Source organism: Loigolactobacillus coryniformis subsp. coryniformis KCTC 3167 = DSM 20001 (assembly GCF_002706425.1).
GTDB classification, from domain to species: domain Bacteria; phylum Bacillota; class Bacilli; order Lactobacillales; family Lactobacillaceae; genus Loigolactobacillus; species Loigolactobacillus coryniformis.
Map to the genome: position 1 here is coordinate 18879 of NZ_CP017713.1, position 21858 is coordinate 40736.

A 21858-nucleotide genomic window follows, 5' to 3' on the forward strand; every position below is an offset into this window, starting at 1 on the left:
TCCATTATACGTAACTTTTTCATACAGTAGGGATCTATTGTGTTAGTTTCTGTTTCATCGCTAATTTATGGTATCAGCACGCAGTGATCTTCAATGAGGCTAAAATGGTGCCTAACCGAATCGTCATATTGTCACTGATGCCGACGTTTACACGGTTAATGACGGAAGCTATGACCTAAGTAACAGTGTTAGTGTATGGTGGTTTGAATTTGGTGATCTCACTATTATTTAGCTGGATTGCTAAAACGATCATCCATGAAAAGTACCCTGATAAAAACGATATGCGCAAGGTCTATAATGTGATCTATGGCGATAGCTACCTTGAATCAGGCTTACTTTACTTAGGAATTATGGTGCTAGGCTATTTTTGGCCACGAGTAGTCCTGGTGCGCTACATTATTATGCCGATTCACTCCTTCATTAGTGATAGTGCGAGAGCGTGAATAAATGGATGAGGTGGCGAAAATGGACGTACAGGGGGCAACATGGCTTATTGGAAATGTCGCACAGTGACCAGCAGCAATTCAAACGTCTATTGTTAGACTATACGCGCCAAGAAACGTCGTTCAGGTAAGGAATTAGCAGAACAAAAAACCGCCTGGCAGAATTTTTCTCACCAGGTACGGCAGAAGTTTGGTATTTTTGATGCAACATTAGCCTTATGGCTGCAATAATCATGGCAACGCGGTTTTGAACTACGACGTCATCAATAATAACTAGTAAGTAACCCACCGTAAAAATCGATGGGTTATTTTTGTGCGTCAGATAATTCAATTATAACTATTTAATTTATTTTCTATACTAAATTTCTAATAAATACTTGAGTTACCTCTGTAAAGCGATTATATTTAAGATATATTCGGGGTTCTAACTTTTTAATTTGGAGGATAAATGATTATGAATAGAAAACGGATCCTTAGCGCCGCATTGGCTAGTGCGCTTTTATTTGCACCTTTTTTGGGCCAAACATCATCAGTATTGGCGAATAGTTTTTACGCCAATCAAACAAATGCAGAACGGGCGGACATTACCAATTGGGTTGCTAACGATACGGAACAGATCAGCAGCAATATCAGTTCACAGCATATTGATATTAATAACTTAGACCAGAGCAAATACATTATTCAGTGGGGGGATACTTTATCCGGTATTTCAGCTGCGACGGGGATCTCGGTACGTAAATTAGCCTACGATAATAATATTAAAAATGTTGATTTGATTTATGCTGGTGATACTTTGATTTTAAATCGTGACGGTTATGTACCGGCTGATTGGTATTATCAGGGCGATGGTACTTGGGTTGCTAATACGAAAGTGACGATCAACAATTTTATCGATAATAGTGATAATACTGTTAATATCAACGTTTCACCTGTGACCGTAAATGATAGTAGTACCGATAAGTCCACGAATGTTTATGCGTCGCCGGCTGATTCTAATGCTAACTCTGGATCAACCACCGCTGCAGCTGATGAAGACACCGCGAGTACTAAAGCTGCAGCAGCATCGCCTAAGCATGAAGCAGCTGATTCAGATACTGACACTACGAATGCCAGTAGTGATGATACTTCAAGTACGACTAGTGCAATATTGGATGATGATGAATTTGCTGACGCCATCAGTGATAAGTTAGCCGATAAATTAGGACTCGAAGATGAATCTGCATTATCGGTCGACTTTACGGAACAAGATGAAGATACCGCTACAGATAGTGAAAGTAGCGATACCGAAGATGAAGATGCTGAATCAGTGGATGATGAGTCTAGTGATGAAGCTAATGAGGATTCTGATTCTGAAACCGAAACACTTTATGATGAAGATCAACCAATCGTGACTAGCAACACGAAGCAAACAACTAAAAACGCTAATAAATTAGCTAAGAAAATTTATCGGCAATTAAAAGAAGATAATAAGCTAAGTGATATCACTGACGTTGACGACATCGAAGTGATCGTTATTGCGACTGATGATGGCTTTGACTTTAATGTTGCTTTACCAACGGACGATGATAGTTCAGATTCAGCAGCGAATACTGATGAATCTAGTGATGATTCTGATTCAGAGACGGAAGATAACGATGATGATACTGAATTTGAGGAAGACAGCTCTGATGAAAGTGATACTGAGGCTAGTAATACAGCCGTTACAACTAGTTCTAACGAGGACACCAGCACTGATGTTGATGAATAGTGCAAGTACAGCGGTTAATCGTAATTAAGTGAAAGGAATTAGTAGCTGATGAAGAAAAAAATATGGGTAATTTTGGGTGTGTTGGTCGTTATTGTTTTAGCAGTTGGCGGCGGCTTTTATTGGAAGATGAGTCATTCGGTGGCGCAGCGTATCCCCGGCAATACTTACCGCTATCAAAGTGTGTCTAAGGATAAGTCGCTTTATGTGACCTTTGCGCAGAGTGGTAACAAAATTGTGGTTAATCAAGACAAAAATACCGCGCTTAATGCGGCCAAAAGTCAAAGTGCATTTGCCAAAGAATACGCTGCACAATCTAAAGAAATCACTTGGAACTATAAAGCTGAAGGCGGTACGCTAACTTTGGCCCAGATCAAAAATAATAAGGTATCGCAGTGGCAGTATAATAAGATTCTAGCAACTAACAGTAAGTTTACTGCTCGGAGTTTTACGTACCAGATCGCTCAGGCTGGGCAAGGACAAGTCAAAAGCAAAACGGTTTTTGAAAAGGTAAATTAATCGCGACTTTAAAATATGACTGTTATGACGGGAAATCATGTCACAATAGTCATATTTAATTTGAGTTATTAATCGGCAACGATTATCGTAGTAAGTCGGACGATGGTGTGTTTTAAATCAATTGGGAGGCTCAATGAAATTTAAGCAACAAACGATAATCGTACTGGCTGGCGTTTTATTATTTTTAAATCAAACAACGTTGGCGACTGCCAGTACTGGTAGCAGTGCGACAAGTAATACAGCGGTGGCCATTAAGGCACGGTCAGCTACAGGATTAGATACAGCGGCGTTTTCTGCAGCACTGCAAGCTAAGCTGACGGCTAAGTTAGCGGCGGCTACAGATCAAGTGGCGGTTAATTTTGTGGCGCGAACCGCTGCTAGCGCAACTACACTGGCGGATACTGATACTGCAACCGCACGACCACTTTACCAGCAAGCATGTTTACTGCCATTAAGTAGCTCCAAACTAACTACTAAAAATGCAGATAAATTAGCTAAGCAAATCTATAAGCAATTAAAAGCGACTGATCAGTTGCCGTTGATCGATCAAGCCGCCTCACTGGAATTGACGGTGACCACAAGCGGAACAAAGTTCGCTTTTAATGGGATTATGGTCGATAGCGCGACTTTAGATTTTGATCCGGCAACTTATCAGGATAATACCAATTTAGAATAATGCGAGTACTAAAATAGGACGTCGTGGCATGATTATGGTCACAACGTCCTATTTTTATTTGCTCGTTGCCGGATCAACGGGTAAATTTTGCTGCCATAAATAATTTAAATAACGCAAGGAAATACAGCTGATGACGACTAATGCGATCAAACTTTCACCACGAGCGGCTACTTGTAGCCAGAATATATGCTGGCCGGCTTGCTGCAGGTAATCGACTAAATAAGTCAGTCCCAGCGCGCTGATCACCAAAGGAAAGGTAAAGGCAGCGTAGCTCGGGTAAAAGGGAATTCGCGCCAATCGTGGCATTAGCACCAATACAAATAGATAGGCGAGCTGTGCTAATATAACTAGCGACCAGAGTAAATTTGTCTGGGGGTGTGCAAAATCACGCAGATAGCCGGCAAGGCAAAGCGAACCGGGTGCGGCTAGCACGGTGATCAGCGGCAACGTCGCTTCAGGCATCTGGCGTACGATCAAAATACGCCACAAAACTAACGGTAGTAAAACTAAATAAGTACCTAGCGCCAACCAAAAAGTGACTTGGCCTAACAGTGGATTAAAATGTGCAGCGGTCAAAGGAATGACGCCAATACCGACATAGACGATAAACCAACTAGGATAGAGCTGTGTTAAGCGTAGATGCGTTCTGCCGACAAAATACCAAGTAAAATAACCTAACAGGCTATACTGTAAAATCACGCCAGTGTACCAAATCAAGTTAGCCAGTAGCGGATAAGTAGTGAAAAAAGTTGCCGCCACTAATAAAGCCATGGAAAAGTTGGGAAATACGGACGCAATGATCGGATCTCGTAGCAATACTAAGGTTTCTCGCGGAGCAAGCATAAATTTGAGTACGATCAGAATAATTAAAGCGATTCCAATTATACCGAAAAAATTTCCGAGTAATAAATGCTGGTAGTCTTTAAACAAGTTACCTAGTGACACCAAAGCTAAAATTAAGCCGCAAATTGGTAGCGGAATTGAGTTTAAAAATTTAGACAAATAAGGGACCTCCGACTTTAAGTTGAACTGCTACTATTTTACGGAAGATTAGTGATTTTTACAATAAGAGAATAAAATTTGAAATAATGTTCGTCTTTTAATCGATAATTTTGATAAAATAAAAATTTCATTCGGATTTAACTTGCGACGGAGCCCTTTTATTGTTAGAATGGGCTTTGGTGTGTTGTTGCATTGCAGCAAGGCATACACTAATTCAATGAGGTGTTATTATATGGCATCAGTTGTTGTAGTAGGATCCCAATGGGGCGATGAAGGAAAAGGAAAAATCACCGATTTCTTAGGCGAAAGTGCCGATGTTATTGCTCGGTCACAAGGCGGCGACAATGCTGGACATACGATCCACGCGCAAGGCAAAGTCTTGAAACTTCGCTTGATTCCATCCGGTATTCTGTATCCCGACAAACTCTCGATCATCGGTAACGGTGTGGTGGTCAACCCAGAGTCGTTGGTAGCAGAATTGGACTACTTAGCTGAGAATGGGGTAACGGCGGATAATCTACGGATTTCTGACCGCGCCCACGTAATCTTACCCTACCATATCGAACTTGACCGCCTGCAAGAAGTAAGTAAAGGCGATCAAAAAATCGGCACCACCAATCGCGGTATCGGCCCGGCTTATATGGATAAAGCAGCGCGTACTGGGATCCGGATGGTCGATCTACTCGATAAGGACATTTTCGCAGCTAAATTACGAGAAAATCTCGACTTTAAGAACCAATTATTCACTAAAATTTATGGCGGCAAGGCCCTGAATTTTGATGATATTTTTGAACCATTTTATGCTTATGGCCAACGTTTGAAGCAGTTTGTAACTGATACTTCAGTACTTTTGAATGACGCCTTAGATAATGGTAAAAAAGTATTATTTGAAGGTGCCCAAGGGGTCATGCTGGATATTGACCAAGGCACGTATCCATTTGTCACTTCGTCCAATCCAGTTGCCGGTGGTGTAACAGTCGGTAATGGGGTTGGCCCAACTCAGATCAACCGGGTTGTCGGTGTCTGCAAAGCTTACACCTCACGAGTCGGTGATGGGCCATTCCCAACTGAATTGTTGGATGAAACTGGTGACTTTTTACGTGAAGCTGGCCATGAATATGGGACCGTTACTAAGCGGCCACGGCGGATCGGCTGGTTTGATTCAGTTGTTATGCGCCACGCTAAGCGCGTTTCCGGCTTAACTGATCTGTGCTTAAATTCAATTGACGTACTCACTGGTTTAGAAACGGTTAAAATTTGTACCGCTTATGAACGCAATGGCGAAACGATTTACCATTATCCCGCTAGCCTAGACGAATTAGCGCAATGCAAGCCGATCTATGAAGAAATGCCTGGCTGGCAAGAAGATATTACTGGTGTGAAAACACTAGCTGAATTACCTGAGAATGCCCGCCATTATGTTGAACGTGTCGCTGCCTTAGTTGGCGTCAATATTGCCACGTTCTCCGTTGGTCCAGATCGTGATCAAACCAATGTTTTAGCTGATATTTGGCAAGAAGCATAACCAAAAAGTCGACGTTTAAATACGCCGACTTTTTTTGTACTCGTAATTCCAAACTACTTTCCGTAAACGCAGTTGTGACATAAACAATTTATGTTCAACTCCTTCTTTATCCTTCTGAACAATATAGCTAAGCGGGAAAAGTTACCTTATGTCACACGCTCGATTGTGCGGCCCGATGATTGGACAGTATGTGGCAATCTTTTTTGGCAATAAAAAATACGCCGACAAAATTAAACTTGCCGGCGTATTAAGCAGTTGGTTAGCCGAAGTATTCCTTTGGATAGGCTTCGCCAATTTTATGCACGATTTTTAGAGGTTGTTGTGGTGCTTGTGTTGCTAACTTTTCGCTACGTTTAACAAAGTCACGGAAAAGATCTTGCATCTCAGTGTAATGCTTATACATGTTTTCTGGATGCCATTGAACGGCCATAATTTGATCACTATCGATCGATTCAATTGCTTCGATCACATGATCGTCTGCGTAAGCTACACTGCGGAGACTAGGCGCTAATTCTTTGACCGCTTCATGATGGCGGGAGTTAACATACGGCCGCTCGCCTAAAAGCGTAAATAAGCGAGAATCAGACTCAACGTTAACATGATGCGTTGGTAAATTACCCGGTGATGTCTGTGAGTGCTTCATCTGCGCTGCAGGATCTTCGGAAAGATCTTGATACAAGGTGCCACCGAGAGCGACATTGATCACTTGCATGCCACGGCAGATACCGAAAATACTTTTACCAGCCAATAATGATTGCTTAACTAATTCGATCTCGAAACGATCGCGGGGGATGTAAGTTTGGCCCAAATTCATATGTGGTTCTTCATGGTAGAAAGTTGGATCAACATCAAAACCGCCTAGGAACAAAACCCCATCAAAAGTATCAATATAATCAGTTACGTTTTCTGGCGCACTATTAGGTAGAATTATTGGGATCCCACCAGACTTTAAAACCGCATTGACTGCCATTCGTGGCGCAAAGTCAGCGTTTCGTTCGTTGATCACCTTAGTGGCTTCGGTTAGAGTATCGGCAGGTATTGCGATTCTTGGTCTCATGAATGAGTCCCCTCTCATATAAATTTAATAATAGGCACACTATAAAGCATAATAGTTGATTTAGCAAGCGACTTGTTTATTTGCTTAAGAAATTATAAAAGGTTGTTGCTAGTTGGTTACAATCGTTACATTTACCATGATTTATGGTAAACTGATTTCCTTAGTAGGTAATAAAAAAATACCTTAACTCACGTCGTGAATTAAGGTATTTACTAAGATGGAGCGCCAGGGGATCGAACCCTGGACCCACGGATTAAGAGTCCGTTGCTCTGCCAGCTGAGCTAGCGCTCCATGTCATCAACGAATATTAGTATAGCAAAAATACAGATGACGTGCAACGCTTTTTTGTGAGTTTTTTTAACAATATGGATTTTTAATGTAATTGTTGCTGACGGGTGCGTTTTCATAGCGGTCTTTGCGAATTTTGTTCGGAATGAGTATAATTGAAACAAAGTGCATCCTTGTTGATGACAAACTTAGAATCGATCAGCTCTAGTGGAACGAATAGGGGAGTGTATTTGGAAAAACATTTTTTCGATACATGACTAATTAGATAGGTTCTGTAGGCATAATTTATTTGTGCCGGCTGTGAAAAAAGTTATGTCTGCTATTTTAGGCATAAATGAGTCAGTGAAGTGCTGTTAATAGCTTCACGAGGGAGGAACGACCGATTTATGGCAAAAAAAATATTAGTTGTAGATGATGAAAAACCGATTTCGGACATTGTTAAATTTAATTTGACTAAGGAAGGTTACGATGTGGTCACTGCATATGATGGTGAAGAAGCACTAGCCAAGGTTAATGAAGTCAACCCTGATTTGATTTTGTTGGATCTAATGTTACCTAAGATCGATGGCTTAGAAGTTGCGCGAGAAGTACGTAAGGATCATGATATGCCGATTATCATGTTAACGGCCAAAGATTCAGAGATCGATAAAGTTTTGGGCTTGGAAATGGGTGCCGATGATTATGTGACCAAACCATTCTCTAATCGGGAATTAGTTGCGCGGGTCAAAGCTAATTTACGCCGCCAAGGGACGATCAATAACGCCCAACCCGAAGAAGATGAAAATAGTGAGATCGAGATCGGTGATTTAACGATCCATCCCGATGCTTATATTGTATCTAAGCGCGGCGATAAAATTGAATTGACTCATCGTGAATTTGAATTGTTACATTATTTGGCGCAGCATATCGGGCAAGTAATGACCCGAGAACATTTGTTGCAGACGGTATGGGGCTATGATTATTTTGGTGATGTGCGGACGGTCGATGTCACTGTACGACGGTTGCGCGAGAAGATCGAGGATAATCCTAGTCATCCCGAGTGGTTAGTTACACGGCGTGGTGTCGGTTACTATTTACGTAACCCCGATCAGGAATAGGATCGTTTGCGTTTATTGTGCACGATGGTAAAAGAAGTCATTGGTCTAAACATGGTTGAATAAGCAGGGTATTCCATAATTCGCCCGCTTGTTCAATACACGTTGTCAATAAGAATCGCGCGACATTAGTTTTGCGGTATTTTGTTAGCTAGCGGTTTGATAACTAACAACGCAACTAGTCGCGTGATTTTTTTAGGTTATGTGGTTTATCTTGATTAAACATGGGGATATTTGTAATGAATAAGAAAATTCGTTTCTTTCAGTCGATCAATTTCAAGATCGCGATCGTTTTTATTTTACTATTAATGATCACGTTGGAAATTATCGGCGCTTATTTTGTGAAGCAATTGGAAGAACAGAATATTGAGACGTTCAAACAACAGGTGCAGACGCCGGTTTACGTCAACAATCAATTGAGTAACCAACTTTTAAAAAGCGATACCGCCACGGCGAATAAGGCGATCGCTAATATTTTGTCGGACTTAAATAATTCTGCTGATATTCGGGTCGTCGATAGCAAGGGGACGGTGCGCGGGACCAGTGATTTAAACGATCAGCGAATTATCGGCCAGAAGACGACGGATAATAATATTAAAAACGTTTTGTATAATAATCGTTCTTATGAGACGTTATCTTATGATGAAAAAAGTCATGACAGTTATTACGTCAGCATTGTGCCGCTAGTTAATCCAAGTAGTGATAGTAGCAGTATTGTTGGCGTCATTTATGTGCGCGCAAATATGCAAAGTGTTTACCGAAACATTAATAATATTACGTTGATCTTCTTAACTGCCTCACTGGTAGCAGCACTGTTTTCATCGATTATTGCGGTAGTCATTTCTCGGGCGATCACGCGGCCAATCGATGAAATGAAAAAGCAGGCAATTCGGATGGCCCGCGGCGATTATTCAGGGCAAGTACGAATTTATGGCCGTGATGAGTTAGGTCAGCTGGCAGTGGCGGTCAATAATTTATCCGTACGAGTCGAAGAAGCACAAGAAGCTTCTGAAGCGGAACGGCGCCGGCTGGATAGCGTGTTATCGCACATGACCGATGGGGTTATTTCCACTGATCGGCGCGGCAACGTGATCATTATCAACGAAGCAGCGGCTGATTTTTTAAATCTTAATGACGAAGAAGTTATTGGTCAATCGATTTTGAAGATTTTAAAGATCGAAGCTGATCACACTATTCGTGATCTATTGGAAAATCAAACTGAGCTAATGCTGGACTTTTCTGTTCCTGAGCACAGCTTGATCTTGCACGCTGAATTTTCATTGATCCAGCGCGAAACTGGCTTTATCAGTGGGATCGTCTGCGTTTTACATGATGTAACTGAGCAACAGAAAAATGAGCGTGAGCGGCGACAATTTGTTTCTAACGTTTCTCATGAATTAAGAACGCCGTTAACGTCGATGCGCAGTTATTTGGAGGCTTTGACTGATGGGGCCTGGAAGGATCCTGAAGTGGCGCCAGACTTTTTGCATGTGACTCAGGAAGAGACCGAGCGGATGATTCGGATGATCAATGACTTACTTAGTTTGTCACGGATGGATTCAGGTACGGTTAAGCTGGATATGGAATTGGTCAACTTAAATGAATTATTTAATTACACATTGGATCGTTTCGATATGATGATCAAGTCAGATGCGGCTAGTGGCGATAATAACCGAACGGAAACCAATACAACTAAGAAATATTCCTTGAAACGTGAATTTACCAAACGCGATCTGTGGGTTGAAATCGATACTGATAAGTTTATGCAAGTCGTAGATAATATCATCAATAACGCGATCAAATATTCACCGGACGGTGGTGTGATCACCTGTCGGCTGTTGGAGACCAACAATCACGTTATTCTCAGTATTTCTGACCAGGGACTAGGGATTCCGAAGAAGGATCTACCCCATGTCTTTGATCGTTTCTACCGTGTAGATAAGGCACGGTCACGGGCGCAAGGTGGTACTGGCCTGGGCCTTGCGATCTCTAAAGAAGTGATCGAGAAACTCAACGGTCGAATCTGGGTGGATAGTAAAGAAGGCAAAGGATCAACATTCTACATTTCCTTGCCGTACCAAGAAGCTTACGAGGAGGATGATCTTTGGGATGAAAATTAGTCATTTATTACTGAAAATCAGCTTAATGGCGATGATCGCAGTCAGCCTCGTGCTCTCATGGTTAATTTGGACTAATAATGCTCGTTTTCAGCGTAATACCACCGATGTAACGACACCAAAAACGCAGACAGAAACGAAAAATGTTGAAGAAGTTTATTTGCCAACGCAGATCATCACTAGCAACGCTAATGGTGAGCAATATATAGTTTATAACAATAGGGAAAACTTGATCGATGCCATGCATGAGCAAATTTCGAAATGGCAGCTATCAGATCCGCATAAAATGACGATCAATAGCAAAAAATATTTGACGACGGTTAATCAGTCAAGCGCATTAAGTTTGGTTTATCCGCGTAATATTACGTATTCGATCTTCGCTAAGACTTTTAAACAAAAGGTCGCTAACGCTGATCGGCAGCGGCTATTCAATCGAATTATTATTCCCACCAAACATTCTAACGTGGCTTATTTTCTAGATGATCAGCATAAAACCGGCTTTAGCGTTAAAGTCAAAAAAGAAAATCTAGCGGCACTTCGAGCGCGCTTAAATGATGCAACAATGCGCCTACCGGTAACAGAAAAGCTATTTAATAATCAACCGCAACTTTATTACACCAGTGCCGTTCAAGTTACCCAGTACAGCTACTTGGTCAGTAAGCAAAATCCAACTGATTTTGTGACTTCGTTGTTAAGTGGTAGTGATCCAAGCGCGCTTGAAACTAAAGAACAAGGGCACATCACAACCTATAATGATGGGACGTACAAGAGCTTGCAGGTCGATCATCAAAATGCAACGATTGAATTCGAGGATTATTCCAGCGACGTTTCGGCAGCGACACCAACGGCGATCCTTAACGGTGGCTACAAAACCCTGGCTAAAATCGGTAATGCACCAGGTAATATGCGTTACTTTGATTATGAGCATAAGACACGTACCGTGATTTATCGGAGTTATGTGGAGGGCTTACCGGTGTTCAACCAAACTGATTTCGGTGCAGTAAAAGTTCAATTACTGTCAACTGGGGTCAAATTGAATTTCTCAGTGTACACCTTGCAGGTACCGTTACCAGCAGATTCCACCGCGACGCCACTACCAACGACACAAACAGCGCTGGATAATTTAGCGGCCGTCGGTTACGATATGCACGATATTAGTTCGTTTAAACTGGGTTATCATTGGTCAGTCAATTCTAGTTCAGCTTCAGTCATTGACCTGACACCAACTTATTATTTCAAATATAATGGCAAGTGGCAGAGTTACGAACAGTTATTAAATGCGACACCAAGTACGGATGAGGGGAGTGCGAGCTAATGGATTTTAAACGGATCGAAGTTATCTTCTTGATCGTTTTTGTCTGTTTGAACATTTTCCTGTTCACGTCGTATAAGCAGAATCAGCACGTTGAAACAGTTAATAATGACGATGTTAGTCAAAGTACGATGATTTTACGGGAAATGCATGAGGATCAGATCACGATCCCTAAGTTAGCAACTAAAGTGCATTCAGGCTACTATTTATCCAGCCAACCTAATGAAACTTTGCAAAATGCGAGCCAAAAGTTGCAAAATCAGCGGTATAGCTTTAGTAATGATCGCTTATATAGCCGGCTAGTACGGCCGATCAATGCCAAAAATGGCAAATATACGGAAGAACTAAAAGAGATCCTGGCTAATCCACGGATGATTGCTTTTGGCAAACATTATCGATATTCTAAATTATTCTCGACAACTGATCGCATCGTGTACACGCAAAAACTGCCGGAAGGTAATTTGTATGATGCCCATGGTGAAATCATTTTCCAAATCTCTGGCAAACAAATTGTCAGTTACGAGCAAACTTATATCAATAAAGTTACCACTTTACGTGAAAAAGAAGCAACGATCACTGAAAAACAAGCAGTATTGGCACTTTACAATAACAATGCGATTGCTAACGGTGCCACTATTAAGTGGACGACATTAGGTTATTCACGATTACTGGATGCAAATAATAGTTCAGTTTACATTCCAACTTGGTTCATTGCCGTGGAAAATAAAAACAGCGGTAATGTGCAGATCAAACGCATCAATGCCTTTTCTAGTGTATTGATGAAAGCCACTGATGATGCGAATTTATCCAGTTCGACCAGTAGCTAGAGTGTGGCATTATGCGTAAAAGTAAGTATAATAGACTTGATTAAGTGATAAAAATTACAGTAGATATAAGAGTAAACGTGCGTAAAAAACAAGCTATTAGGTAGTTTTTCGCGCACTCTGGAATGGAGAACAAGCATGGTGCAAAATGACGATCAGATGAAGATCAGTATTTTAAGTAGTGGTAGCACCGGCAATGTGACGTACATTGAGACGCCGCAGCGTAAAGTGTTAGTTGATGCCGGCTTGAGTGGCAAAAAAATTGAAGGCCTAATGCAGTCGATCGGTCGCGATATGACTGATGTTGACGATTTATTGGTTACTCATGAGCACACCGATCACATTAAGAGTGTCGGTATTTTGGCGCGGCGCTATCCGCAGCTCAATGTTTATGCTAACCAGCCAACTTGGGATGCAATGCTACCAACGATCGGTAAAGTTCCCGTTGCCCAGCAACATATTTTTGAAATGGGTGCGCTGAAAAGCTTTGCTGATTTAGATATTCAAAGCTTCGGCGTCTCCCATGATGCGGCTGCACCACAGTTCTATGAGTTCCAACATAATGGCAAGACCTTTGTTATTTTAACTGATACCGGCTACGTTTCTGAACGCTTAAGCGCGCAGATCAGCGATGCCGATGCGTACTTATTTGAATGTAATCATGATGTAGAAATGCTGCGGATGGGAATGTACCCTTGGCCATTGAAGCAGCGCATCCTTGGTGATAAGGGGCATTTAAGTAATGAAGCTGGTGCCGATGGGCTAATGGATGTTATTGGTAATCGCACGAAAAACGTCTTTTTAGGCCATCGTAGCTTGCATAATAACATGAAAGAACTTTGCCATTTAACTGTGGCATCAATGTTGAAGCAACATGACTTTGGTGTTGGTCATGATTTTAATTTATACGATACGGAGCCGGACGCGGCTTTACCGTTGTTAAGCCTCTAATTTGAGTGTTATTTAATCGCAACTTTTTCAATATTTTTTCAATAATTTACGCTATTCTAATTGTATAAGAAAAAACTGAAAAAAACTGGAGGTTTGTTATGAGACAGTCAAATAGTTTAGTTAAGACAGCAATCGTGGCGGTAGTGGCGGCGGTTATTGGTGGGGGCGTCGTTTATGGCGGCGTAAACTTGATCGGCGATAGCAGTTCCAATGGAAGCGTCGTTAACACGAAAAAATCAGGCACGACTGAGGTTAGTAATGTTAAAGTTAGTACGAATTCACAAGTTTCCAATGTGTTTAAACATACGAAAAATGCCGTTGTTTCTGTAATTAATTTACAAAGTCAAAGTAGTAGTGATGATGGTGGCTTAAGTGAATTTTTCGGCGGTAGTAGTTCAGATTCATCATCAAGTTCGTCTGGCAGTTCCAGCAGTAATTTGGAAGAATATAGTGAAGGTTCAGGCGTTATCTATAAAAAGTCTGATGGCAAAGCCTATATTGTAACCAATAATCACGTGGTTTCTGGTTCACAGAAGCTAGAGGTTATCTTGAGTGACGGTACTAAGTTAACTGCTAAAAAAGTCGGTACCGATTCAGTGACTGATTTGGCGGTATTGAGTATTGATGCCGATAAAGTTACACAGGTAGCGAGCTTCGGCGATTCTGACAGCATCAAAGTTGGTGAACCAGCCATTGCGATCGGCTCACCTTTAGGTTCAGAATATGCGACTTCAGTCACTCAGGGGATCATTTCCGCGAAGAATCGGACGGTAGCCGTAACTGATGAAACTACTGGTCAGGAGACTGGGGAAGCAACGGTTATCCAAACCGACGCCGCGATTAACTCCGGAAACTCTGGTGGCCCACTGCTAAATATCCAAGGACAAATTATTGGGATCAACTCAATGAAATTAAGCAGTTCTGGTAGTTCTAGTACCGCTACAGTTGAAGGGATGGGCTTTGCTATTCCAAGTAACGAAGTCGTCAAGATCATCGATCAATTAGTTACTAACGGTAAGATCGTACGCCCAGCGTTAGGTGTTTCGATGGCTGATCTATCCAACATTTCCGCAGCCCAACAAAAATCGATCCTTGAATTACCGGCGAGTGTTACTGGCGGGGTCGTTCTAATGTCCGTCACTAGCAACGCACCAGCAGCCAATGCCGGCTTGAAGAAGTATGATGTCATCACTTCATTAGGTGGTAAAAAGGTTACGGATAGTGCAGATCTACGGACAGAATTGTACAATCACAACGTCGGCGATAAAGTGGCAGTTGAATATTATCGCAATGGCACTAAGAAATCGGCAACGATCACATTAAATGAAAATACTAGTCAGCTCAAAGTCACTGACTAAATCAATCTGGAGAACTCACTGCATTAAGGTGGGTTCTTTTTTTATTAAATTTAGCGCGCAAATTCAGCGTAGCTTAGGTCGATTTCTGGTGGGAGAACCTGAACGTTCGGTAACTAAAATAATGGTTTAGTAAAACGTAAGCGGATAAGCCACCAATAATTACTTGTTTATTGGCTGAGACGACCAAACCAAAAATAAACGTTAATGTTAAGAAATAGCATTGTCAATGTTTATAAAAGTTGTGAACAGCTTTTTACACAGCTGTGGATAACTTTAAATTGCCGGAATAACGCAAAATTAGCTGGTTATAGTTATCCACATGTCGAAAAATGATCTGTGCGTAACTTTATAATTAAACTGCTTATTTTGCCATAGAAGTCTGATATAATAATGATCATAAATGAATAAGCGCGCTTTTGCGAACAATAAATAAAATGTGGATAACTTTTAAATAAAAAAATAGTCGTTTTTTTGTCTCACAGGATTTAGTACGCGAAAAAAAGTTCGCCACCATATTTAGCTGTCGGAGTTGTCAACATGTTAATAACTCCTGTGTATAAGTTGTGCATTTTGGTGCGTTACTGTGAATTAATTTTTGTGAGTTAGCGCGCTGAAAATAATGGAGGAATTTTATGCTGAATATAAAAATAATTGGCGTGGGTAAATTAAAGGAAAAATATCTGAAACAAGGTATTGCTGAATACGCCAAACGGCTCGATACTTTTTGTAAATTGGAATTAGTTGAAGTTGCCGACGAAAAGGCGCCAGAAAAATTAAGCGCCGCTGAGATGGCTACAGTCAAAGAAAAAGAGGGCGCGCGGATCCTCGCGAAAATTAAGGAGCGCGAATACGTTTATGCGCTAGCCATCGAAGGCAAGCAGCGTGCTTCTGAAGAATTTGCGGCTGAACTAGATCATTTGGCAACGTATGGGCACTCAGCAATCACTTTTGTCATCGGTGGCTCGCTTGGTTTGGCGCCGGCCGTGATGAAGCGTAGCGATGATCAACTCAGTTTCGGTAAGCTGACGCTGCCGCACCAATTGATGCGGTTAGTGCTGATCGAGCAGGTTTATCGGGGATTTATGATCAATCAGGGATCTCCTTATCATAAATAATAACCAGCACGCTAGCGCTAATTTTCTACTATAAACTTACGTTGTCAAAATATTTTGACAACGAACCGCCTTGCTTGTCCAGCTATTTTGATGGTACGTTGAACCTATCATTGAGACAATTCTGAATGAGGAGGCGCGGGAAATGAACCTTGGCAAACAGATCTCAGCTCATCGTAAAAAAATGGGTTTATCACAAGATAATTTAGCTGCAAAGATATATGTGTCGCGGCAAACTATTTCAAATTGGGAAACGGGACGCAGTTACCCTGATGTGGAAAATCTGTTGTTGTTAAGTACACTTTTCGGCACTTCCTTAGATGAATTAGTTAAAGGGGATGTACCGCAAATGAAGCAAAAAATTAGCCAAGCAAAATTTGATCGCGATGCACACGGCATGCTTTTATTTTTTGTACTGGCAATGGTAATGGTTGGTTGGGCTGTGTTCTTACCGATACCATGGTGGTGGTTATTGCCGGTAATATTTTGGTTGGTCAGTTTGTTTTTTGGATTTAGAATTGAAAAAGTCAAACATGAAAAGAATATTCAGACTTATCAGGAGATCGTAGCATTTATGGCAGATCAAGATCTTACTAAGGTTAGGGCTAAGCGTAATTGGGTCAAAGATTCATTGAATAAAGTGGTGATCATGTTTATCTTTGCCGTTGTAGGTGGTTTAATTGCATTGATCAGCACACTGCCCTATTTCTTAATGCATTAAAGCAATTAGTTCCTTTAAATTAGAAAAACCAGCGCGACCTATAAAATTAGGGTAGCGCTGGTTTTTAATTAGTTTACAATACCCAGTTTGATCATCGATTGCACGGTGACGATAATTACTTCTTTGGCTGGTCGGCAGTGCCAAACTAGCAAATTGGTGGTTAGCAGTACTGGTTTCAGCGTATAGGTCGGCGACTGAGTAACACTGGGTTAGTTTTGGTGGGATATTAGCAACAAATTCAGGAAAGGCGGGTGCGTAAAATGTTAATAGCTTCTAACATCGAGTAAATTTCACTGGTAGTTGCGAGGAAACGTTGTCTGGTTGCCTGTGGTTTAGTCATTTATCAGCAGCAAGAGACTTTAGCCCAAATGCATGAACTGATTGGTCAGTTATAACAGGCGACTATGACCGCAATGATCGCACCTAAATCGGTATTTGAGCCACACTACTTCCAGTAGTACAATCAAAGTCAGAAGTACTAAAATCAAAGGACTGATTGGATGAAGATCGAAGAAGGTTACATGCCGTTTCGCGGTTACAAAACTTATTATCGAATCGTTGGTGAACCCAGCAAGGATAAAGCCCCCTTGCTGTTGATCCATGGTGGTCCTGGTTCTTCGCATAATTATTTTGAATTAATGGATGATTATGCAGAAACCGGCCGGCAGTTGATCATGTACGATCAAGTTGGCTGTGGTAAGTCATCGTTGCCAGAGGACGAAAGTGTGTACATCAAGGAGACTTGGGCGGAAGAATTGGTCGCTTTGCGTCGGTATCTGCATCTCGATGAACTGCATATGTTGGGGCAATCTTGGGGCGGTATGCTCGAGATGCTTTATTTGACCCAATACGACCAAACCGGTATTAAAAGTGTCATGATCGATGGCTCACCGGCTTCGATCAAATTATGGACTCAGGAACAACATCGTTTGATCTCCTATTTAAGTTATGAAGATCGCGAAGCCATCGCTGAAGCTGAGCGTACCGGTGACTTCTCAGGACCAAAGTATTTGGCGGCAAATGATCGTTATATGGAGCGTTACTGCTGGGATGATCCGGATGAAAATTCGCCAGAACCGTTGCGGCGGCCAACTAACGGTAAGCGTGCCAGTTTGATTGCCGAAGGGCCGAACGAATTTACTGAAAACGGGACGATCAGTGATTTTGAAATTACCGATCAGCTGAAAAAGATTCACGTGCCGGTTTTAGTAACTAACGGTACCGATGATTTGTGTACGCCATTGATCGCCAAATCAGTTTATGATCACATTCCTGGTGCTAAGTGGCATTTATTTGCTAACAGCCGCCACTTAGCATTGTTAGATCAACATGATGAGTTTATTAGTGTCCTCGACCAGTGGTTAGCGGCCAACGACTGATCAAAAAACCATCTTTGTTTTAGATCTTCGTGAATACTGATGGCATGGCTGATTGAGATATCAGTAACAGCGGCGCCAGCAGGTTAATAAAAAAGCAATATTGCGTTTGTGAAGGCAAGAACTGGTGTGTATTTTTTTAACGGCACTAGTCAGTGCAAGCGTATGGGGCAATAAAGTCAAACCAGTCAGGACAACCATTTCATGCCAATAATTGTTTTCCATAATGTATTTCTCTTTTGGTTTAATCATACTATTTTGTAAATGAGCTAAATGTAGTTTTTTATGAAAAATTATTCGGGAAAATACGATTAGAATTATTTGTTCAGTTTTAGCCACACCAGTATACGTGTATACTGGTTTTATAAATAATAGTCGAAGGAGAAATAACGCATGAAGCAGATAACAGCGGGAATTATTGCCCACGTGGATGCTGGTAAAACGACGCTTTCGGAGGCGCTACTTTATCGAGCGGGCACGCTGCGACAATTAGGGCGAGTTGATAATGGCGATGCTTTTTTAGATACAGAAAAGTTAGAAAAGCAGCGCGGTATCACGATTTTTTCGCATCAAGCGCGCTTGCAATATGACGAGTTGGCGCTGAATTTGTTGGATACGCCGGGACACGTAGATTTTGCGGCCCAAACCGAGCAGGTACTGGATGTACTAGATTATGCAGTGTTAGTGATTTCTGCGGCGGACGGCATCCAAGGCTATACGCGTACACTTTGGCGCTTGTTGCAGCGTTATCAGGTGCCAACCTTTATTTTTATTAATAAAATGGATGCGCCCGGTGTCGATAAACAGCAGCTGCTAGATCAGTTACAAAGCGTCTTTTCTGCCGGCTGTATTGACTTTAGCACGACTGATGTAGCGGCGCTGAATGAAGAAATAGCGCTGCGTAACGAGACAGTGCTGGAGGACTTTTTGACGACGGGTGAGCTTGCGGATGTGGCTGTACAGAGGCTGATTCAGCAGCGGGAAGTTTTTCCCTGTTATTTTGGTGCTGCACTTAAACTGGCTGGCGTCGATGAGCTACTTGCTGGCATGGCGCGGTGGGCACGTCCGGCAACGTATACGCAAGATTTTGGTGCTCGCGTTTTTAAAATTTCTTACGATGAAAAAGGTGAACGTTTGACCTGGCTACGGCTAACTGGGGGGAATTTGCGGACTAAGGATGTGCTAATCGGTGAACAAAAAGCCAACCAGTTACGCATTTATAATGGTGCTAAATATACGATTGCAGCGGAAGTCGCTGCCGGTGTTGTCTGCGCGATTCCTGGCTTGACCGACACCTATCCGGGTCAGGGGCTTGGTAAGGAAAGTGACGGTACTACGCCGGTTATTCAACCAGTACTTAATTATGCGCTGGATCCAAAAGCAGCGGATATTCATACCTGTTTGGCGGCGTTACGACAACTAGAGGACGAAGATCCGCAATTACATATTACATGGTCTAGCCATTTGCAGGAAATTCATGTGCAGATCATGGGTGCCGTTCAATTGGAAATTTTACAGCAGTTATTGCTGGAACGGTTTAAGCTGGATGTCGGTTTTGATCAAGGTAGCATTCTCTACAAAGAAACGATCACGCAAGCGGTTGAAGGCGTTGGCCATTTTGAACCACTACGCCATTACGCTGAAGTTCATTTGTTGCTGCAACCAGCTCCTCGTGGTAGTGGATTGACTTTTGACGCGCAGTGCAGTCTTGAAGTATTGGGTCGTAATTGGCAGCATCAAGTCACTTCTAATTTGCGGGCCAAAGCGCATTTAGGGGTCCTAACGGGTTCGCCGCTGACCGATGTAAAAATTACGTTGGTCGGTGGCAAAGCCAGCATTGTGCATTCAGTCGGCGGTGATTTTCGTGAAGCGACGTGGCGCGCTGTTCGACAAGGGTTAATGATGCTACGCCAAAAGGGTGGCTGTCAGTTATTGGAGCCATGGTATCAGTTTAGATTGGAGGTTGGTCAAGAACAAGTAGGTCGTGCGATGACTGATATTCAGCGGATGAGCGGTGATTTTACCGCACCAGAAATGACGACTGGTGGAACGGCAGTTTTAACAGGGACTGCGCCAGTTGCGGAAATGCAGGACTACGCGCCAGAGGTTAATGCCTACACCCATGGCCAAGGTCAATTGGAATGTATCGTTGACGGTTATCGACCATGCCACAATGCTGACGAAGTGGTGGCTACAATGAAATATGCGCCGGTGTCCGATTTAGCCAATACGCCGGATTCAGTTTTTTGCGCCCATGGTGCTGGCTATCCCGTGGCTTGGGATCAGGTGCCCGAAATGGCGCATGTACCGTATATGTACACAACAGAAGAACTACGGAGGGTGATTATTCATGCTAATTAATCCAACCAAGAAATCGATGCCCCTATTCAGTGCATTACCCCAAGTGGCTGATAAAGCAATCGCCAAACAGCAGGCACAAGCTGATCAATTTTTCTCGTGGCACGCGAATTATTTTACAGCCGATCGTAAAAGGTATGTACTGCTAGTCAATGATTTGACCTATACGCCGATTCTACTCAATAACATGAATGCACAAGCGAAAAAGATGCTTGATGTTTCGTTTATTTCGGGCATTCGCATGGCTTTTGCCATCGCCGGAATCAAGCCAGAAGCAGTCACTGCTTATCTGACGCAAGCTGGTGCGCTACAAATCAACGCAGCTTTTGATCGTGTAACGATTGGAGTGCTCAATGAATATCTTTTTCAGCTAAGCCTTTTTTCAGAAAGAGAACCTCTTAAATCTGATCGGGTATTACAACCAGAATATCTGGCTTATTTAAGTAAAATATATATTAACCGCTTGAGTAAGCCTAAACTGTATAATAGTCGGGGTGCGCTTAAAGCCGCAGTGGCGGAATTTATGGCGCACAAATGAGTACACTAACTGATTTAGATAAGCTGATTCAGCTTGCTAGTACCAACGCTAATATCGCGGCGATCGGTACGGAAGGTTCGCTGAATGATCGCGCAAAAAGTCAGGACGAATGGTCTGATCTTGATGTAACACTGTTTGTCCGTGCACCAGCGCTAGAAGATGGTTGGTGGTGGGTCCGGCAATTAGGCGAACCAACAATTGTGCAGTTCCTTGAAACACAGGACTTATTTGGTGCACAGACCGGTAAATGGCGTTCGTGGCTTATGCGTTATGCAGGAACACGACGGGTGGACTTTAAAATCACATCATATCAGGTGGAGGATGCTTAGTTAGCGCATGATGCATTAAATACGATTATTTGGCGACAAAATAGTGGACGTGTGTTGCCGCGTGTAACTAATGCGCAATCGCATTTTGTTCCATTACCGGACCAAGCTGAATTTCAAGCACATGTGCAAGAATTTTATTGGTGTGCCGGCAATGTGGTCAAAGGTTTGGCGCGTCAAAATCTAGTGTATGCCAATGAACAATTAAATCGTTTTGTGCGCCCGGAACTATTCGTTTTATTGGCAATGCGGGCCACAATTCAGCAAGCAGGGCAGTTTGATGCTGGTGTGACGGGTAAATTCATTGAAACAACATTAAGTGAAACTGAAAAAGCGCAATTGGCTGCGACCTATCAACAAACTTCTTTAGCCGAAACTAAAATGAGTCTGCTAAATATTTTAGCGTTCTACCGAGTAGTAAGTGAGCAGCTCGGTCGTGATCAAGGGATGATACTACCAATAATGATCACAAAAATTTACCAGCAATTTAATGATTGGTTAGGTGTCTAAAATAATG

General features: G+C 42.2%; 19 protein-coding genes, 1 tRNA gene and 1 pseudogene. 18 read left to right on the forward strand and 3 right to left on the reverse strand.

Translation table 11 applies throughout. The features are described 5' to 3' along the window. Positions 1 to 32 precede the first annotated feature (32 nt). The 5 genes from LC20001_RS14745 to LC20001_RS00100 all read left to right on the forward strand — a co-directional run bounded on the left by LC20001_RS14745 (position 33) and on the right by LC20001_RS00100 (position 3382). Entirely contained in the window at positions 33 to 179 is a 147-nt protein-coding gene (locus tag LC20001_RS14745) for a TMEM175 family protein (protein WP_141707574.1), read from the forward strand. A gap of 33 nt (positions 180 to 212) precedes the next feature. Beyond that, positions 213 to 443: a hypothetical protein gene (locus tag LC20001_RS00085; RefSeq protein WP_225351712.1), complete on the forward strand. Its 231-nt coding sequence runs from the start codon at positions 213 to 215 to the stop codon at positions 441 to 443. Between the two features lie 454 nt (positions 444 to 897). Next, positions 898 to 2190: a LysM peptidoglycan-binding domain-containing protein gene (locus LC20001_RS00090; RefSeq protein ID WP_010010468.1), complete on the forward strand. Its 1293-nt coding sequence runs from the start codon at positions 898 to 900 to the stop codon at positions 2188 to 2190. Between the two features lie 48 nt (positions 2191 to 2238). Further along, positions 2239 to 2706, forward strand: coding sequence for a hypothetical protein (locus LC20001_RS00095; RefSeq protein WP_010010469.1), 468 nt, complete (start codon positions 2239 to 2241; stop codon positions 2704 to 2706). Positions 2707 to 2839: 133 nt separating this feature from the next. Beyond that, positions 2840 to 3382: a hypothetical protein gene (locus LC20001_RS00100; RefSeq protein ID WP_010010471.1), complete on the forward strand. Its 543-nt coding sequence runs from the start codon at positions 2840 to 2842 to the stop codon at positions 3380 to 3382. A gap of 54 nt (positions 3383 to 3436) precedes the next feature. Here the strand turns inward: LC20001_RS00100 and LC20001_RS00105 are convergent, their stop codons facing one another. Then, positions 3437 to 4384 carry a TDT family transporter gene (locus tag LC20001_RS00105; RefSeq protein WP_010010472.1) on the reverse strand — a complete coding sequence of 316 codons (948 nt, stop codon included), beginning with the start codon at positions 4382 to 4384 and terminating at the stop codon, positions 3437 to 3439. 232 nt (positions 4385 to 4616) lie between these two features. Between LC20001_RS00105 and LC20001_RS00110 the strand changes: the two genes are divergently transcribed. Then, positions 4617 to 5909 (forward strand): adenylosuccinate synthase, encoded by a 1293-nt coding sequence (locus tag LC20001_RS00110; RefSeq protein ID WP_003680679.1) that lies wholly within the window; start codon positions 4617 to 4619, stop codon positions 5907 to 5909. Between the two features lie 259 nt (positions 5910 to 6168). Here LC20001_RS00110 and LC20001_RS00115 read toward each other — a convergent pair whose 3' ends face one another. Together LC20001_RS00115 and LC20001_RS00120 are read right to left on the reverse strand one after the other, a co-directional pair. After that, on the reverse strand, positions 6169 to 6966 hold the full coding sequence (locus tag LC20001_RS00115; RefSeq protein WP_010010473.1) for a gamma-glutamyl-gamma-aminobutyrate hydrolase family protein: 798 nt from the start codon (positions 6964 to 6966) through the stop codon (positions 6169 to 6171). A gap of 218 nt (positions 6967 to 7184) precedes the next feature. Continuing rightward, positions 7185 to 7257: transfer RNA gene (locus LC20001_RS00120), tRNA-Lys, on the reverse strand. A gap of 383 nt (positions 7258 to 7640) precedes the next feature. On the opposite strand from LC20001_RS00120, the gene yycF reads away from it, so the two are divergent. The 12 genes and pseudogenes from yycF to LC20001_RS14535 all read left to right on the forward strand — a co-directional run bounded on the left by yycF (position 7641) and on the right by LC20001_RS14535 (position 21851). Beyond that, on the forward strand, positions 7641 to 8351 hold the full coding sequence (gene yycF / locus LC20001_RS00125) for a response regulator YycF (protein WP_010010474.1): 711 nt from the start codon (positions 7641 to 7643) through the stop codon (positions 8349 to 8351). A 236-nt stretch (positions 8352 to 8587) separates the two neighbouring features. Further along, a complete protein-coding gene (walK, locus tag LC20001_RS00130) occupies positions 8588 to 10468 on the forward strand; it encodes a cell wall metabolism sensor histidine kinase WalK (protein WP_010010475.1) in 1881 nt (626 codons plus the stop codon). Next, positions 10458 to 11780, forward strand: coding sequence for a YycH family regulatory protein (locus LC20001_RS00135; protein ID WP_010010476.1), 1323 nt, complete (start codon positions 10458 to 10460; stop codon positions 11778 to 11780). Before walK ends, LC20001_RS00135 begins: the two co-directional genes overlap by 11 nt. Further along, the gene (locus LC20001_RS00140) at positions 11780 to 12604 is read left to right on the forward strand and encodes a two-component system regulatory protein YycI (protein ID WP_010010477.1); all 825 of its coding nucleotides are present in this window, start codon (positions 11780 to 11782) and stop codon (positions 12602 to 12604) included. Before LC20001_RS00135 ends, LC20001_RS00140 begins: the two co-directional genes overlap by 1 nt. Positions 12605 to 12739: 135 nt before the next feature. After that, the gene (locus tag LC20001_RS00145) at positions 12740 to 13552 is read left to right on the forward strand and encodes an MBL fold metallo-hydrolase (protein WP_010010479.1); all 813 of its coding nucleotides are present in this window, start codon (positions 12740 to 12742) and stop codon (positions 13550 to 13552) included. A 98-nt stretch (positions 13553 to 13650) separates the two neighbouring features. After that, the gene (locus LC20001_RS00150; protein ID WP_010010480.1) at positions 13651 to 14910 is read left to right on the forward strand and encodes a S1C family serine protease; all 1260 of its coding nucleotides are present in this window, start codon (positions 13651 to 13653) and stop codon (positions 14908 to 14910) included. A gap of 635 nt (positions 14911 to 15545) precedes the next feature. Further along, a complete protein-coding gene (gene rlmH, locus LC20001_RS00155) occupies positions 15546 to 16025 on the forward strand; it encodes a 23S rRNA (pseudouridine(1915)-N(3))-methyltransferase RlmH (protein WP_029507996.1) in 480 nt (159 codons plus the stop codon). Between the two features lie 142 nt (positions 16026 to 16167). After that, positions 16168 to 16743 (forward strand): helix-turn-helix domain-containing protein, encoded by a 576-nt coding sequence (locus LC20001_RS00160; protein ID WP_010010482.1) that lies wholly within the window; start codon positions 16168 to 16170, stop codon positions 16741 to 16743. A 500-nt stretch (positions 16744 to 17243) separates the two neighbouring features. Continuing rightward, positions 17244 to 18122 carry a proline iminopeptidase gene (pepI, locus tag LC20001_RS00165; protein WP_003678159.1) on the forward strand — a complete coding sequence of 293 codons (879 nt, stop codon included), beginning with the start codon at positions 17244 to 17246 and terminating at the stop codon, positions 18120 to 18122. Between the two features lie 390 nt (positions 18123 to 18512). Beyond that, positions 18513 to 20480 carry an elongation factor G gene (locus LC20001_RS00170; RefSeq protein WP_010010483.1) on the forward strand — a complete coding sequence of 656 codons (1968 nt, stop codon included), beginning with the start codon at positions 18513 to 18515 and terminating at the stop codon, positions 20478 to 20480. Further along, complete coding sequence (locus LC20001_RS00175) at positions 20470 to 21015, forward strand: DUF6933 domain-containing protein (RefSeq protein WP_029508001.1); 546 nt, start codon at positions 20470 to 20472, stop codon at positions 21013 to 21015. The genes LC20001_RS00170 and LC20001_RS00175 overlap by 11 nt, the downstream gene beginning before the upstream one ends. Then, positions 21012 to 21851 (forward strand): annotated as a pseudogene (locus LC20001_RS14535) (aminoglycoside 6-adenylyltransferase). The gene LC20001_RS00175 and the pseudogene LC20001_RS14535 overlap by 4 nt, the downstream one beginning before the upstream one ends. Positions 21852 to 21858: the final 7 nt, after the last annotated feature.

Excerpts from the sequence above, each read along its gene's own strand:
- LC20001_RS00100 (WP_010010471.1), top strand. The coding sequence starts at position 2,840 with ATGAAATTTAAGCAACAAACGATAATCGTACTGGCTGGCGTTTTATTA.
- LC20001_RS00160 (WP_010010482.1), top strand. The coding sequence starts at position 16,168 with ATGAACCTTGGCAAACAGATCTCAGCTCATCGTAAAAAAATGGGTTTA.
- LC20001_RS00090 (WP_010010468.1), top strand. The coding sequence starts at position 898 with ATGAATAGAAAACGGATCCTTAGCGCCGCATTGGCTAGTGCGCTTTTA.
- LC20001_RS00170 (WP_010010483.1), top strand. The coding sequence starts at position 18,513 with ATGAAGCAGATAACAGCGGGAATTATTGCCCACGTGGATGCTGGTAAA.
- LC20001_RS00110 (WP_003680679.1), top strand. The coding sequence starts at position 4,617 with ATGGCATCAGTTGTTGTAGTAGGATCCCAATGGGGCGATGAAGGAAAA.
- yycF (WP_010010474.1), top strand. The coding sequence starts at position 7,641 with ATGGCAAAAAAAATATTAGTTGTAGATGATGAAAAACCGATTTCGGAC.
- walK (WP_010010475.1), top strand. The coding sequence starts at position 8,588 with ATGAATAAGAAAATTCGTTTCTTTCAGTCGATCAATTTCAAGATCGCG.
- LC20001_RS00140 (WP_010010477.1), top strand. The coding sequence starts at position 11,780 with ATGGATTTTAAACGGATCGAAGTTATCTTCTTGATCGTTTTTGTCTGT.
- LC20001_RS00115 (WP_010010473.1), bottom strand. The coding sequence starts at position 6,966 with ATGAGACCAAGAATCGCAATACCTGCCGATACTCTAACCGAAGCCACT.
- LC20001_RS00135 (WP_010010476.1), top strand. The coding sequence starts at position 10,458 with ATGAAAATTAGTCATTTATTACTGAAAATCAGCTTAATGGCGATGATC.
- LC20001_RS00145 (WP_010010479.1), top strand. The coding sequence starts at position 12,740 with ATGGTGCAAAATGACGATCAGATGAAGATCAGTATTTTAAGTAGTGGT.
- pepI (WP_003678159.1), top strand. The coding sequence starts at position 17,244 with ATGAAGATCGAAGAAGGTTACATGCCGTTTCGCGGTTACAAAACTTAT.
- LC20001_RS00095 (WP_010010469.1), top strand. The coding sequence starts at position 2,239 with ATGAAGAAAAAAATATGGGTAATTTTGGGTGTGTTGGTCGTTATTGTT.
- LC20001_RS00150 (WP_010010480.1), top strand. The coding sequence starts at position 13,651 with ATGAGACAGTCAAATAGTTTAGTTAAGACAGCAATCGTGGCGGTAGTG.
- LC20001_RS00175 (WP_029508001.1), top strand. The coding sequence starts at position 20,470 with ATGCTAATTAATCCAACCAAGAAATCGATGCCCCTATTCAGTGCATTA.